This is a genomic window from Burkholderia reimsis, from assembly GCF_003294055.1.
Lineage (GTDB): Bacteria > Pseudomonadota > Gammaproteobacteria > Burkholderiales > Burkholderiaceae > Burkholderia > Burkholderia cepacia.
The window spans coordinates 13,825-27,255 of the sequence record NZ_QMFZ01000037.1; the positions used below are offsets into that span (position 1 = coordinate 13,825).

The window sequence follows — 13,431 nt, forward strand, 5'->3', positions numbered from 1 at the left end:
GTACCCACGACCGCCGGAATGCCGGAGGTCGCGTCGTACCTTTTTCATTTTCAGCAGCGATGTCTACCTTTCCTCGTTTAAAAAAGGCCTTGCAACGGCAAGGCATCCGTGTCGACCATCACGCCGGCATCTATCACCTGCGCAATGAACTGGCGCAGGCGTCCGTCCTGTTGCCCGCTTCGCTCCCGCTCGAGGAGAAGGCCGTCCAGCAGTTGCTCGCGTTCGCGGCCGTCCGTTCGCCGGATGGCCATCAGCGCGTATGCAAGGCCTGCGCGACGCCGGACTTTCATCCGGGCGGGGTCGCGCCCGTCGGCTCGATCGTCGCGACCGACGACGCGTTCGTGATTCCCGCCGCGATCGGCACCGATATCAACTGCGGGATGCGTCTCGTCACCACGGGCCTCAAGCGCTCGGCGCTCGCGCCGTTCGAGACGGCGCTCGTCGAGCGGCTGACGCGCGCGATTCTCGCCGACCGGCGCGACGTGCCGGTCGGCAGCGATGCCTTCCGCGCGCTGTTCGACGCGGGCCCGGCGGCATTCGTCGATCGCGTCGCGCCGCAGGGGCTCTGGGCGCACGTCGACCGCGACCGGCTCATCGACGAACTGTCGTCGTGCATCGGCCTCGACCGGTTCGACGGCAGCGCGAAATACGCGCCCGACGCGCATGTCGGGTCGCGCGAGGTATTCCGCGACCCTTGCCTCGGCACCCCGGGCTCGGGGAATCATTTCGTCGAACTGCAGGTGGTCGACGCCGTGCTCGACCGGCACGCGGCCTACCGGGCGGGACTCGCGAAGGACGACGTCGTCGTGATGATCCACAGCGGTTCGCGCGATGTCGGCTTCTACGTCGGGCGACGCTGGATGGACCGGGCGCGCGCGGCATGGCCGGCGGGCGTCAGGCATCCGGAAAGCGGCCTGTACGGCCTTTCCGGCGAGCTGGCGCGCGACTATCTCGTCGCGATGGGCACCGCCGCGCGTTATGCGTGGCTCAACCGTGTCGTGCTTGCCGAGATGGTTCGCAAGGAACTGGCGGAGCTCACCGGCGAGACCCGTTCGGCACTCGTGGTCGACGTGCCGCACAACGTCGTGCTGCGCGAAAACGGGATGAACATCCATCGCAAGGGGGCGACCCCCGCTCGCGACGGCGATCTCGCGCTGATTCCCGGATCGATGGGCGATGCGTCGTTTCTCGCGACGGGGCTCGGTCATCCCGACTGGCTGTGGTCGTGCAGCCACGGCGCCGGCCGCAGCGTGCGCCGGCAGGCGGTGCGGCGGATGCGCGCGGAGCAGGCGCCGGGCACGTGGCGCTGTGTGACGCTGCGCGACGAGCGCCGCATCGAGGAAGCGCCGGAAGCCTACAAGCCGATCGGGCCCGTGATCGACGCGCAGGAACAGGCCGGCCTTATTCGCAGCGCGGTCCGGTTGAAGCCGTGGGTCACGTTCAAGGCATGACGAGCGGCGGGGCGGCGCGCACGCCGGCCGCCGCCGCGGCTTGCGCCGGGGCGGGCGATACGTCGTCCGCTTTCCCGGGCCGCGGTTTTGCCCGGGCATGGGTATGAGCACGGGAAAGCGTCCTGGTGAACCGACGAACCCGCGGGACAACAATTCTCCACATACCCGGGCGCGTCCGGTGAGCATCATGGCGGCAACGTCGAGAAAGCGAAACCGGGGGTGCAATGCTGCATGTCGGATGGAAAGTGTCGGTTGCGGGGGCAATCATGTTCGCGTTGAGCGGGTGCACCAACCTGGTGGGTGTGCTGTATTGCGACAACTCGCAGGTCAACTTCCCGGACTATCACTGTTTTCAGCCGTACTAACCGGGGCGGGCGAGGCGACGGAGCGCCGTCGTGCCCGTGTGTCCCGCGATGCCTCGTGGCCCGTCACGCGACGACCGGCAGCACCTCCACCGCATAGCGGTGCCGAAGGCTGCGCCCGAGCACCGGATCGTGCAGTTCCATTTCGAACGCATCGCCGTCGCCCATCGCCGCGATCGCGCCATGCACGGCGACCGTGCCGCCATACATCGCGCAGCGCGCGGGCATCGTGCGGCGATCGTCGAAGCGATGCCACAGCACGTCGGGCGCGAGCAGGCCGCTGACCGCGCCGTGCTGGTAGGCCGTGCGCTCGCCATCGCGCGGGATCAGCCACGCACGCATCTCGATCGCATCCCAGTGATCGGCAACATCCGCATAAAGCCACGCGTCGCGACCGAGCGGCTTCGCGCACACCTGTTTCGACACCGCGACGCCGTAGGCCTCGACCTCGCGATCCGTATGGTCGGAGCCGACGGTCACGAGCGTGCCGGCCGGGCTGTCGACCAGCACGCATTCGATCTCGCCACCCGAGCGCGCGCCGAGCACGCCGATCGACGGCGCCTGCGTGAGCAGCGCGGCCGACACGCGATAGAAGCAGGGCGTGGTCGACGGCGGCGCAACGCCGAGCGCCGCGAGTTCGTCGATATGCGCGCGGATCGCCGCCGGATCGCGGCCGGCCCAGCCGGCGATCACGACGCGCTCGATCTCGACGTCGACGGTGGCCGGTGCGGGGTGCCGGGAAATCACGTTGAACGACAGGGTTTGCATGCGGGTTTCCGTTTGAAGTCCGAAGGAAGGGAGCGACTCGCGGCGGTGCTCAATCCGCGAGCGGCCGGTGCGCGGTTTCGCGCGCGACGAGGAGCGCGATCGACGTGACGACGAGCGCGGCGGCGACGTACAGCGACACGGCCGTCGTCGTGCCGGTCTGCCGGAACAGCGTGGCGATCACGAGCGGCGCGAAACCCCCGCCGACGATGCCGGCGAGCGTGTACGCGAGCGACGAGCCCGCATAGCGCACGCGGGTCGGGAACTGCTCGGTCACGAACGCGCCCTGAGGGCCGTACATCACCGCGTGGATCACCAGGCCGATCGCGACGGCCGCGACGATCGCGCCCGGGCGCGCCGAATCGAGCATCGCGAAGAACACGAACGCCCACACGATCCCGGCGAGCGCGCCGGCGAGATAGACGGGCCGGCGGCCGAAGCGATCCGACAGCGCGCCAAAGAACGGCACCGCGAGCGCGTTGCAGGCCGTGCCGATCATCACGGCCGTCAGGGCGACGGGGCGCGACAGGTGCAGCACGGTCGTCACGTAGGTCAGCGTGAACACGACGATCAGCGCATACAGCACGTCCGAACCGATTCGCGAACCGCCCGCGATCAGCAGGCGCTTCCAGTGGTACTTCAGCACGTCCGCGACCGGCACCTCGGCGGTCGCGTGCGATTCGGCGAGCTGTTCGAACTGCGGCGTTTCGTCGACACCGCGCCGCAGCCAGAAACCGAACACGACGAGCAGCGCGCTGGCCGCGAACGGCACGCGCCAGCCCCACGACAGGAAGTCCCCGGACGTGGTCGACAGCGTCACGAGCGCGATGCAGCCGGTGCCGAGCAGCGTGCCGAACGACGGGCCGATCTGCGTCCACGATGCGGACAACCCGCGCCGCTTCTGGTCGCCGTGCTCGACCGACAGCAGCACCGCGCCGGCCCATTCGCCGCCGAGCGCGACGCCCTGCACGAAGCGCAGCGCGACGAGCAGGATCGGGCTCAGGATGCCGGCCTGCGCATAAGTCGGCAGCGCCCCCATCAGCGCGGTCGTCACGCCCATCAGCACGAGCGTGAGCATCAGCACCGCGCGGCGGCCGATGCGGTCGCCGAGATTGCCGAACACGAAACCGCCGAGCGGGCGCGACACGTAGCCGACCGCATAGGTCGAGAACGCGAGGATCGTGCCGGCCAGCGGATCGACCGAAGGGAAGAACAGGTGGTTGAAGACGAGCGCGGCGAGCGTGTTGTAGATCGTGAAGTCGTACCACTCGAGTGACGTGCCGATCATGCTCGCGGTCGCGAGTCGGCTGTTGCGGACGCGGCGGGGCGCGTGGGCGGCGGGCTGGGCGAGAGTGCTCATGGTGTCGGGCCTGTCGTGACGGGGAACGGGATGGAGCGCCGGGCCGATGCGCGGGCGTGCCGCGCGCATGCGGGGCGACCGGCGTGGGCGGCCGGCGCAGGCGGCCGGCGCAGGCGATCAGGCCGGCAGCGCGGCGGCGGCGGCTGGCTCGGTGTCGACGGCGCCGCGTGCCGCATGCAGCGGCGCGGCGGCGCGCCACAGCAGCGCGAAGGTGCGCACGTCGTCGTGGCCGGCGAGCGTGGCGGCCACGCGTCGCGTCGCGGCCGCATCGCTGCCTTCGATCAGCACGAGCGCGTCGGCGGCCGGGCGAGCGGCCGCATCGGCGCCGATCGGTGCGGACAGGTCGGGCGCGGTGCGAAAAAGCCGTGCGGCATGGATGCCCGGTTCGTGCAGCACGTCGTCGAAGCGTTCGCGCAGGTGCGGCACGTCGATGCGATCCGGCGGCAGCACGAACAGCGCGAGATGCGCGCCTTCGCCGTCGCCGGCCTCGATCGTCAGTTCGCCGACGCGCCGCTGCGTGCCCGTCATGCGCTCGAAGTTCGCGAGCGACCATGCGGTCTGCTGCGTGAACGCGCGCCGGTACGCATCGCCGTGGAACACGTCGAGCGCGTCCGTCACGTACAGCGCGAGGTACTTGCGCGGGCCGCGATCGGTCGCGCGAAAGCGCCGCGCATGCGTGAAGCCCGGAATCGCGACACGTTCCTGCATGTGCTCGCGGTCGTACCACGCGTTGAAATCGGCTTCGTGCGCGGGGTCGATATCCGTCCAGACGCAAAGCTGGCCGTGCGGAAGGGAAAAGCGGGTCATCGCGGGTTCCTCGTGACGGGGGGCGTGTCAGGAACCGCAGTGTCCCGAAGACGGGCCGTGCCCGTCCAACAAGAAAACAAATTCGCGGTGAACAGGTTTTCTTATGAGCGGCGCGGGCGGCGTTTCGCGGGGGACGTGGCGGGCGGTGCGGACGGCGTCGTGCGTTTCGCTTTCGCCGGTGTTTTGGCTGTTGCCTTCGTCGCGGGGCGGGCGGGTGTGCCGTCCGTGCGATCGGCCGTGGTCGGTGTCGGTGTCACCTTCGCCGGCTTGGCGTGGCTTGCGGCGGCCGGCATCGCGCGTGCGACTTCACTGGCCAGTTCCGCGATGCGCGCGGCCACCGGCAGGCCCTGGCTGCGGTACGTCGCGACGAGCGGCAGCGCGGGGAATTCGGGTTCGACGTCGAGCAGTTCCAGCGCACCTTCGTGCAGTTCGCGCCCGATGATCGCGGGCGGCAGCGCGGCCACGCCGAAGCCGTCGGCGACGAGGCGGATCATCGCGGCGACCGACGTGATGCAGTTGATGCTGGCCGGCCGCTCGACGGCCGCGAACAGCCGTTCGATCGTCGCGTGCGGCCCCGAGTGGCGCGAGAAGCTGATGATCGGGAATTCAGCCAGGCGCGCGACGTCGAGCGGCTGGCCGCCGAGCCCGAGGCGCGGGCTGGCCGCCCAGCGCACCGGGAATTCGCACAGCGGCAGGTTCGTGAAGTCGGGGCCCGGCACCGGGTCGGTCTGCAGGATCAGGTCGACGCCGTCGGTGCTGAGCAGGCGGATCAGGTGCAGCGTCGTGTCGCTCGTGATCTCGACGTCGAGTCGCGGATAGCGCTCGCGCAGTTGCGCCATCAGCGCGGGAAACCAGCTGTGCACGATCGATTCGATCACGCCGATCCGGATCAGGCCGGCGTCGCTCGCCGCGTCGATGTCGCGCCGCATTTCGCCGTCGAGCCGCACGATCCGCTCCGCGTACGCGAGCATGCGGCGCCCGGCGGGCGTGAGCGTGGCCGAGCGCGTGTTGCGGTCGAACAGGCGCACGTCGAACGCTTCCTCCAGCGACGCGATGCGGCTCGACACGGCGGCCTGCGTCGTGTGCAGCTTTTCGGCCGTGAGCCGGAAATTTTCCAGCTTCGCGAGCCAGACGAAGGTTTCAAGAAACCGGATGTTCATCGAAGTCCGAAACGTGAGGCGGTGCCGGGCGGGGCGGCGGGACCGGTCGATGGTAGCGGATTTTCGGTGCAGGGAAACGCGCGGGCGGCGCGGTGCGCGTCGTGGGGAGCGGACGGGCGGCGGCGTGCCGGCGGGCACGCACGACGCGCCTGGTGCAACGAAGGGTTACGCGGGCGGCGTGCCCGCGCGCATCAGAGCGTGCCGAACGCGAGCGTCGGCACGTCGACGACCATCGCGCCGCCGTCCGCGACGAGCGTCGCACCGGTCACGAACGACGCGTCCGGCGATGCGAGGAACGCGCACACGGCCGCGATCTCGTCCGGGTCGGCCGCGCGGCGCAGCGGCACGTCGGCGCTGACGCGTGTATACGCGCCGTCGAGCGTGTCGCCGTGCGCCGACATCAGCGGTTCCATCTCCGCATCGGCCATCGGCGTGCGGACCCAGCCGGGGCATACCGCGTTCGCCCGCACGCCGTGCGGCCCGTAGTCGCGCGCGAGCGACCGCGCGAGCCCGAGCAGCGCATGCTTGCCGACCGTGTAGCCGCACACGCCGGGCCCGGCCGCGAGCGCGGCGATCGACGCGACCAGCACGATGCTGCCGCGCTGCGCGATCAGGTCGGGCAGGCACGCGCGCGCGCTCACGAACGCGGTGTCGAGGTTCGCGTGCATGGCGTCGCGCCACTGCGCGTCGTCGGTTTCGTCCGCGCGGCCGAGCCCGTGGCCGCCCGCGCATGCGACGAGCGCGTCGACGCGGCCGACGCGTTCGGCTATGCGCGGCAGGAAGCGGGCCCAGTCGGTGGCGCTCGCGGCATCGCCGGCAAGCGCGAGGCCGCCTGTTTCGGCGGCCAGCGCGTCGAGCGGCGCCTGGCGCCGCCCGATCAGCACGACGCGGTCGCCGCCGCGTGCGAAGCGGCGCGCGCACGCGGCGCCGATGCCGGTGCCGGCGCCTGTGATCGCGATCGTGCGTGGGGGCGGGTGTGTCATGTCGTGCTCCGGAAAGGGGTGGTTTCCGGTCACTTTAGGCGGGGCCCGCGAACGCCGGTATCAGCCGAAAGGATGAACGCGGGCGGCATCCGGGGCGTGCGCTGGCCATTTTGCAAAGGCTGACGATGTCCGGCGCCGAATCGCACTATCCTCCCCATTTTTGCGATAAGTCACGAAAGCCCGGCAGAATAGCGCGGGCGAGCCGCGTATCGACGCGCGGTGCGTCGGCCGGCCGATTCCGTCGTGCGAGCGGAGCGGCGGGCTGGCGATCCCGGCACGCAGGCGTGGCCTCTGCCGAACGATCGTGCCGCGACAACACAACATATCGCCCGGTTGCGCGCCTGCGCGCGGGCCATCGACAGGAACAGGGAGGGCCGGTTATGAGGCTGGACGACGAAAGGGAAAGCACGAACGTCGAGGATCGCCGTGGCGCCGGCGGGTTCGGCGGCGGGCGGGGCGCGACGATCGGCATCGGCACGATCGTGATCGCGTTCGCCGCGTCGTATTTCTTCGGGATCGACCCCCGCGTGGTGCTCGAAGGCGCATCGGCGCTGCAGGGCCGCCAGCAGCAGGCGCAGCCCGCGCCCACGCAGCGGCAGGGCGTGCCGGCGAACGATCCGGGCGCGGTGTTCACGCGCAAGGTGCTCGGTAATATCGAGCGCACGTGGACGGGTGTGTTCAATACCCAGCTGCATGCGCAATATCAGCCGCCGACGCTCGTGATGTTCACGAACTCGACCCCGACCGCATGCGGCACGGGCCAGACGGCGATGGGGCCGTTTTATTGCCCGGCCGACCGCAAGGTGTATATCGATCTCGGTTTCTACGACGAGCTGCGCCAGCGTTTCGGCGCGGGCGGCGATTTCGCGCAGGCTTACGTGGTCGCGCATGAAGTCGGCCATCACGTGCAGAACCTGCTCGGCATTTCCGACAAGGTCGACGCCGCTCGCCGGCGGGCGAGCCAGGCGCACTCGAACGCGCTGTCGGTACGGATGGAGCTTCAGGCCGACTGCTTTGCCGGCGTATGGGCGAACAACGCGCAGCGCGCGAACCAGCGGCTGATGGAACCCGGCGATTTCGAGCAGGGGCTGAAGGCGGCCGCCGCGATCGGCGACGACCGGCTGCAGCAGCAAGGGCAGGGTGACGTGGTGCCGGAGAGCTTCACGCACGGCACCAGCGACCAGCGCGTGTACTGGCTGCGGCGCGGGATGGAATCGGGCGAACTGAGCGCCTGCGATACGTTCGCGTCGAACGCGCGCTGACACGCGGCGCGCGCGTCGTCGCGCGCCTTTATCGTTCCGGTTGCAGGGGTTGCATCGGCTGCACCGGTCGCATCAGCCACACCGGCCACACCGGCCACACCGGCCACACCGGCCACACCGGCTACACCAGCCACACCAGCCACACCAGCCACACCAGCCACACCAGCGCCCGCCACCAAACCGCGACGATTTGCCGATTTGTGCTCACCGGCGCTTTTCGGCGCCGATAGGCTGGCCCGAACTTCGATTTCCGATACGTTCGCGCCGCCAGCCGATTCCACCATGCCGCTCCCGACCGTTCCCGCCGACCCGGCCTCCGACGACTGGCCACGCGCGCTGCGCGCGTGCGTGGATGCGTTCGACGCGTTCGCGGGCCCGTCCGCGATCGTGTTCTACCGGCTCGACCAGAGCGGCGAGCCGGCCGATTTCGAGCTGTTCGGGATGCCGGAATCGATGCATCGCACCTATGTCGCGCGCTACCGGATGCTCGATCCGCTGCATCCGTCGCGTTGCGCGGCGGGCGAACGCGCGGTGGTCACGCTCGCGTCGCAATTGCCTGACGAAAGACGCGACGCGTCCGCATACTGGACCCGTTTCCTGCGGCGCCACGACGTGGCCGACGTCGTCGAGATCTGGCTGCGCGACGCGGGCCGGACGGTCGGCGCGTTCTCGCTGCTGCGCTTCGGGGCGGGCGAAACGCGCGGCGGCGTGGCCGATGCCGCCACGGCCGGGCGGTTCGCACCCGGCGAGATCGATGCGCTCGCGCGGCTGCAGCCGGTAGCCGAAGCCGCGCTGAGCCCGCTGCTGCGTGCGCGGAGCGGGATCCACCGGATCGGCTGCGAGGAGCGGCTGACCTACCGCGAGGAGCAGATCGCGCGCCTCGTGCGCGACGGCCGCTCGAACAAGGAGATCGCGCGCGATCTCGCGCTCGGCCAGCCGACCGTCAAGACGCACCTGATGCGCATGTACCGCAAGCTCGGCGTGTCGAATCGCACCGAACTGGTGGGGGCGCTGTTCCTGTAATTCATCGGATAATTGCGGCCCGGACTTCGAACCTTCGCGATCGCCGATTCATGAATTCCCACACCAAAGCGCTGCTGGCCGTGCTGCTCGTCTCGCTGGGTGCTTCCGCCTCAGCCTTCGCGCAAGAGGGCGAGCCCGACCCGTGCCTCGTGCTGCAACCGACCCGGATCGCACCGGACGATGTCGGCGAGGCCGGCGACCATTCAGGCGCCGGGTGGCTGGGGCTGGTACCCGACGGGGACCGCTGGAGGCTCGCGCCGGCACGCGTCCGGTTCGAACCGGAGCAGCCGGAAGGGGACATCGTCGATATCAAGTCCGACCTGAAGAAAGCCGTGGCGCTGTTTCGGTGCAAGTCGCTCAGGCCGGGCAAGGTCGATGCGGCGAACCTGGCGTTCCCGAAGGATGGAACGGCGATCGAGCCCGGCGCCGACCCGCTGCGCGTCGGTTTTCACGGCCGTCGGTACGAACTGCGCCACACGGTATCCGGTGCGGTGATCGTCGAAGGTGGCGGCAAGCGGTCGGTTCTGCATGACTTCGGCGGCAGCAGTCCGCCGTTCAATGCGTCCCTGATCTGGGCCGGCGATGTCGACCGCGACGGCCGGCCGGATTTCCTGATGGAATTCGAAAGCGACCTGGGCGCGAGCTTTTGTCTGTTCACATCGGGCAGCGCGAAGGAAAACGAACTGGTTGGTGCAGCGGGTTGCATGGAAGTCAGCGGCTGATCCCACGTTGTTCCGGAGTCCGTTCCGCACGTCGGCCGTCGAGGTCGTGCAGTACCATGCACGCTCGTCGTTTCGATAACAATCAAAGGGCCGGGAACATGGACGTCGCAATCATTGCCGCTTCGCTGGTGGTCATCGCCTTGAGCATTGCGCTACCGATTTTCATCATCAGAACCGTGCGAAGCGGGACTTACGACTCGCTGTATTTCCTGATCCCGCTTGCACTCGGCATTTACTGGCTGGATTACCAGGCATACGATTTCCTGACGTCGATGGCGCACGGTTTCAGAAACTAGCCGTCCGGTCCGTTCCCATACCGGCTTTTCGCCTCGCCCCGCCTGACCTCCCGCGCGGTTCGACCCCGCCGCCTTCTCCCCACGCGCTGCCAATTTGCGCTCACCGGGCGTGAACCCTCGTCGATACAGTGATCCGACGCCCGCGTGCCTCACACGCACGCGGTCCAGCCACGACAATCCTCGAGACGCCCATGAGCACCACGAACTTCGTCGCCGTCAGCGACACCGTGCGCACTTTCGTTGCGCGCGATTTCGGCCTCTTCATCGACGGCGAAATGCAGCCCGCCCACGCGGCCGCGCGACTCGACGTGTACGACCCCGCGACGGGCGAGCGGCTCGCGACGGTCGCGGACGCCGACGAACGCGACGTCGACCGCGCGGTCGCCAGCGCGAAGCACGCGTTCGACACCCGCGTGTGGAGCGGCCTGCGCCCGGCCGACCGCGAACGCATCCTGCTGAAACTCGCCGACCTGATCGAGGCCGACGCCGAAACGCTCGCGCAGCTCGAAACGCTGAACCAGGGCAAGTCGATTCACGTGTCGCGCGCGATCGAGGTCGGCGCGAGCGTCGAATACGTGCGCTACATGGCCGGCTGGGCGACCAAGATCACCGGCCAGACGCTCGACGTGTCGATCCCGTTTCCGCCCGGCGCGCGTTATACGGCCTATACGCGCAAGGAGCCGGTCGGCGTGGTCGCCGCGATCGTGCCGTGGAATTTCCCGCTGATGATCGCGGTGTGGAAGCTGATCCCCGCGCTCGCGGCCGGCTGCACGATCGTGCTGAAGCCGTCGCCGGAAACGCCGCTCACCGCGCTGCGCCTGGCCGAGCTCGCACGCGAGGCCGGCGTGCCGCCCGGCGTGTTCAACGTCGTCACCGGCGGCCGCGTGTGCGGCGCCGCGCTCGCGAGCCACCCGTCGATCGCGAAGATATCGTTCACGGGCTCGACCGCGACCGGCAAGCTGGTCGGCGCGGCGGCCGTGCAGAACATGACGCGCTTCTCGCTCGAGCTCGGCGGCAAGAACCCGATCGTGATGCTCGACGACATCGACGTCGCGCAGGCGCTCGACGGCGTCGCCGCCGGCGCGTTCTTCAACCAGGGGCAGGTGTGCGCGGCCGCGTCGCGCATCTATGTGCACCGCAGCAAGTTCGCGCAGCTTGCTGACGGCCTCGCAGGCGTCGCGCAGTCGATGAAGCTCGGCGCGGGCCTCGACACGACCGCGCAGATCAACCCGCTGGTCTCCGCGCACCATCGCGACAAGGTCGTCCAGCACATCGAGGGCGCGCGCCGCGCGGGCCTGACGTTCCTCGCGGGCGGCACGCCGGCCGACGACCTGCCCGGCTACTACGTGAAGCCGGCCGTGATCGCCGATCCGCATCCCGACAGCGCGATCGTGCGCGACGAAGTGTTCGGCCCGGTGATCGTCGTCGTGCCGTTCGACGACGCGGCCGACGCGGTGCGTCTCGCGAACGCGTCGCCGTACGGCCTCGCCGCGAGCATCTGGAGCAACGACCTGAAGCGCGTGATGAACCTCGTGCCGCAGATCGAGGCCGGCACCGTGTGGGTGAACTGCCATATCCCGCTCGATCCGTCGATGCCGTTCGGCGGCTACAAGCAATCGGGCATCGGCCGGGAGTTCGGCCAGTACGCGATCGAAGGCTTCACCGAAACCAAATCCGTCTGCATCGCGCACTGACGCGCGGCATCAACCTCGAAACCTGAACCCGGACGAACCAGGTTCAAACGATCCGACAGTGGAGACTGCAATGAGCTACAACGAAGCAAAATTCTGGCACCCGATGCTGCACCCGAACGAGATGAAACAGCGCAAGCCGATCCGCATCGTGCGCGGCGACGGCTGCTACGTATTCGACGAAGAGGGACGCAAGCTCGTCGACGGCGTCGCGGGCCTGTGGAACGTGAACGTCGGCCACAACCGCCAGGAAGTGAAGGACGCGATCGTGCGCCAGCTCGACGAGCTCGAATACTTCCAGCTGTTCGACGGGATCTCGCATCCGCGCGCGGAAGAGCTGTCGAAGAAGGTGATCGACCTGCTCGAACCGGAAGGGATGCGCCGCGTGCTGTACAGCTCGGGCGGCTCCGATTCGATCGAGACCGCGCTGAAGATCGCGCGCCAGTACTGGAAGGTGCGCGGCCAGGCCGACCGCACGAAGTTCATCTCGCTGAAGCAGGGTTATCACGGCACGCACTTCGGCGGCGCGTCGGTGAACGGCAACACGGTGTTCCGCCGCAACTACGAGCCGAACCTGCCGGGCTGCTTCCACGTCGAGACGCCGTGGCTGTACCGCAACCCGTTCACGCAGGACCCCGAAGAACTTGGCCGGATCTGCGCGGAAATGCTGGAGCGCGAGATCCAGTTCCAGAGCCCGGACACGGTGGCCGCATTCATCGCGGAGCCGATCCAGGGCGCGGGCGGCGTGATCGTGCCGCCGGCCAACTACTGGCCGCTCGTGCGCGAGGTGTGCGACCGTTACGGCGTCCTGCTGATCGCCGATGAAGTCGTGACGGGCTTCGGCCGCAGCGGCAGCATGTTCGGTAGCCGCGGCTGGGGCGTGCGCCCGGACATCATGTGTCTCGCGAAGGGGATCTCGTCGGGCTACGTGCCGCTCGGCGCGACGGTCGTGAACGCGCGGATCGAGGATGCGTTCGCCGCGAACGCCGATTTCGGCGGCGCGATCATGCACGGCTACACGTATGCGGGCCACCCGGTCGCGTGCGCGGCCGCGATCGCGAGCCTCGACATCGTCGTGAAGGAAGACCTGCCGGCGAATGCGGCGAAGCAGGGCGCGTATCTGCTCGAAGCGCTGCAGCCGTTCGCGGAACGCTTCGCGGCGGTCGGCGAGGTGCGCGGCAAGGGGCTGATGCTCGCGCTCGACCTCGTCGCGAACAAGGACACGCGCGAGCCGATCGACCCGCTGTCCGGCTACGCGAACGCGGTCGCGGAAGTCGCGCGCGAGAACGGCGTGCTGGTGCGTCCGGTCGGCACGAAGATCATCCTGTCGCCGCCGCTCGTGATCCAGCGCGAGCAGCTCGACCGGATCGTCGACGCGCTCGCGGCGGGCTTCGAGGCCGTGCCGTTCGCGTGACGGCGTGATTGCGTGACGGCAAACCGGCGGCGGGCAGTGCGGCCGCCGCCGGTTTGCCGATTTGCGCTATGACCGGATTATTTTGCCTGCGTATTTTTTCGACATCGGATCAAGGTGTGATCGACAGGGGGCCCG

General features: G+C 69.1%; 12 protein-coding genes. 7 read left to right on the forward strand and 5 right to left on the reverse strand.

Annotated elements, in window-relative coordinates; translation table 11 throughout:
* Positions 1–59 precede the first annotated feature (59 nt).
* Entirely contained in the window at positions 60–1,451 is a 1,392-nt protein-coding gene (locus DPV79_RS32195; protein WP_059649619.1) for an RtcB family protein, read from the forward strand.
* A 428-nt stretch (positions 1,452–1,879) separates the two neighbouring features.
* On the opposite strand, the gene DPV79_RS32200 is transcribed toward DPV79_RS32195, so the two are convergent.
* The 5 genes from DPV79_RS32200 to DPV79_RS32220 form a co-directional block, all read right to left on the reverse strand.
* Positions 1,880–2,581 (reverse strand): DUF2848 domain-containing protein, encoded by a 702-nt coding sequence (locus DPV79_RS32200; RefSeq protein ID WP_059856151.1) that lies wholly within the window; start codon positions 2,579–2,581, stop codon positions 1,880–1,882.
* Positions 2,582–2,630: 49 nt separating this feature from the next.
* Complete coding sequence (locus DPV79_RS32205; RefSeq protein WP_376698106.1) at positions 2,631–4,007, reverse strand: MFS transporter; 1,377 nt, start codon at positions 4,005–4,007, stop codon at positions 2,631–2,633.
* Positions 4,008–4,055: 48 nt separating this feature from the next.
* Positions 4,056–4,745, reverse strand: a complete 690-nt coding sequence (locus tag DPV79_RS32210; protein ID WP_113047354.1) for a DUF4286 family protein — start codon at positions 4,743–4,745, stop codon at positions 4,056–4,058.
* Positions 4,746–4,846: 101 nt separating this feature from the next.
* A complete protein-coding gene (locus tag DPV79_RS32215) occupies positions 4,847–5,905 on the reverse strand; it encodes a LysR family transcriptional regulator (protein ID WP_060280467.1) in 1,059 nt (352 codons plus the stop codon).
* Between the two features lie 191 nt (positions 5,906–6,096).
* Positions 6,097–6,888, reverse strand: a complete 792-nt coding sequence (locus DPV79_RS32220; protein ID WP_059619257.1) for an SDR family NAD(P)-dependent oxidoreductase — start codon at positions 6,886–6,888, stop codon at positions 6,097–6,099.
* Positions 6,889–7,268: 380 nt separating this feature from the next.
* On the opposite strand from DPV79_RS32220, the gene ypfJ reads away from it, so the two are divergent.
* The 6 genes from ypfJ to DPV79_RS32255 all read left to right on the forward strand — a co-directional run bounded on the left by ypfJ (position 7,269) and on the right by DPV79_RS32255 (position 13,296).
* Positions 7,269–8,150, forward strand: a complete 882-nt coding sequence (gene ypfJ, locus DPV79_RS32225) for a KPN_02809 family neutral zinc metallopeptidase (RefSeq protein ID WP_113047355.1) — start codon at positions 7,269–7,271, stop codon at positions 8,148–8,150.
* Positions 8,151–8,432: 282 nt separating this feature from the next.
* Positions 8,433–9,173: a helix-turn-helix transcriptional regulator gene (locus DPV79_RS32235; RefSeq protein WP_113047356.1), complete on the forward strand. Its 741-nt coding sequence runs from the start codon at positions 8,433–8,435 to the stop codon at positions 9,171–9,173.
* Positions 9,174–9,223: 50 nt separating this feature from the next.
* The gene (locus tag DPV79_RS32240) at positions 9,224–9,895 is read left to right on the forward strand and encodes a hypothetical protein (RefSeq protein ID WP_113047357.1); all 672 of its coding nucleotides are present in this window, start codon (positions 9,224–9,226) and stop codon (positions 9,893–9,895) included.
* A 98-nt stretch (positions 9,896–9,993) separates the two neighbouring features.
* Positions 9,994–10,191, forward strand: coding sequence for a hypothetical protein (locus DPV79_RS32245; protein WP_111943017.1), 198 nt, complete (start codon positions 9,994–9,996; stop codon positions 10,189–10,191).
* Between the two features lie 191 nt (positions 10,192–10,382).
* The gene (locus tag DPV79_RS32250) at positions 10,383–11,885 is read left to right on the forward strand and encodes an aldehyde dehydrogenase family protein (protein WP_021163649.1); all 1,503 of its coding nucleotides are present in this window, start codon (positions 10,383–10,385) and stop codon (positions 11,883–11,885) included.
* A 70-nt stretch (positions 11,886–11,955) separates the two neighbouring features.
* Complete coding sequence (locus tag DPV79_RS32255) at positions 11,956–13,296, forward strand: aspartate aminotransferase family protein (RefSeq protein ID WP_021163648.1); 1,341 nt, start codon at positions 11,956–11,958, stop codon at positions 13,294–13,296.
* Positions 13,297–13,431 lie beyond the last annotated feature (135 nt).

Excerpts from the sequence above, each read along its gene's own strand:
- DPV79_RS32195 (WP_059649619.1), top strand. The coding sequence starts at position 60 with ATGTCTACCTTTCCTCGTTTAAAAAAGGCCTTGCAACGGCAAGGCATC.
- DPV79_RS32240 (WP_113047357.1), top strand. The coding sequence starts at position 9,224 with ATGAATTCCCACACCAAAGCGCTGCTGGCCGTGCTGCTCGTCTCGCTG.
- ypfJ (WP_113047355.1), top strand. The coding sequence starts at position 7,269 with ATGAGGCTGGACGACGAAAGGGAAAGCACGAACGTCGAGGATCGCCGT.
- DPV79_RS32215 (WP_060280467.1), bottom strand. The coding sequence starts at position 5,905 with ATGAACATCCGGTTTCTTGAAACCTTCGTCTGGCTCGCGAAGCTGGAA.
- DPV79_RS32220 (WP_059619257.1), bottom strand. The coding sequence starts at position 6,888 with ATGACACACCCGCCCCCACGCACGATCGCGATCACAGGCGCCGGCACC.
- DPV79_RS32235 (WP_113047356.1), top strand. The coding sequence starts at position 8,433 with ATGCCGCTCCCGACCGTTCCCGCCGACCCGGCCTCCGACGACTGGCCA.
- DPV79_RS32205 (WP_376698106.1), bottom strand. The coding sequence starts at position 4,007 with ATGCGCGCGGCACGCCCGCGCATCGGCCCGGCGCTCCATCCCGTTCCC.
- DPV79_RS32245 (WP_111943017.1), top strand. The coding sequence starts at position 9,994 with ATGGACGTCGCAATCATTGCCGCTTCGCTGGTGGTCATCGCCTTGAGC.
- DPV79_RS32200 (WP_059856151.1), bottom strand. The coding sequence starts at position 2,581 with ATGCAAACCCTGTCGTTCAACGTGATTTCCCGGCACCCCGCACCGGCC.
- DPV79_RS32255 (WP_021163648.1), top strand. The coding sequence starts at position 11,956 with ATGAGCTACAACGAAGCAAAATTCTGGCACCCGATGCTGCACCCGAAC.
- DPV79_RS32250 (WP_021163649.1), top strand. The coding sequence starts at position 10,383 with ATGAGCACCACGAACTTCGTCGCCGTCAGCGACACCGTGCGCACTTTC.
- DPV79_RS32210 (WP_113047354.1), bottom strand. The coding sequence starts at position 4,745 with ATGACCCGCTTTTCCCTTCCGCACGGCCAGCTTTGCGTCTGGACGGAT.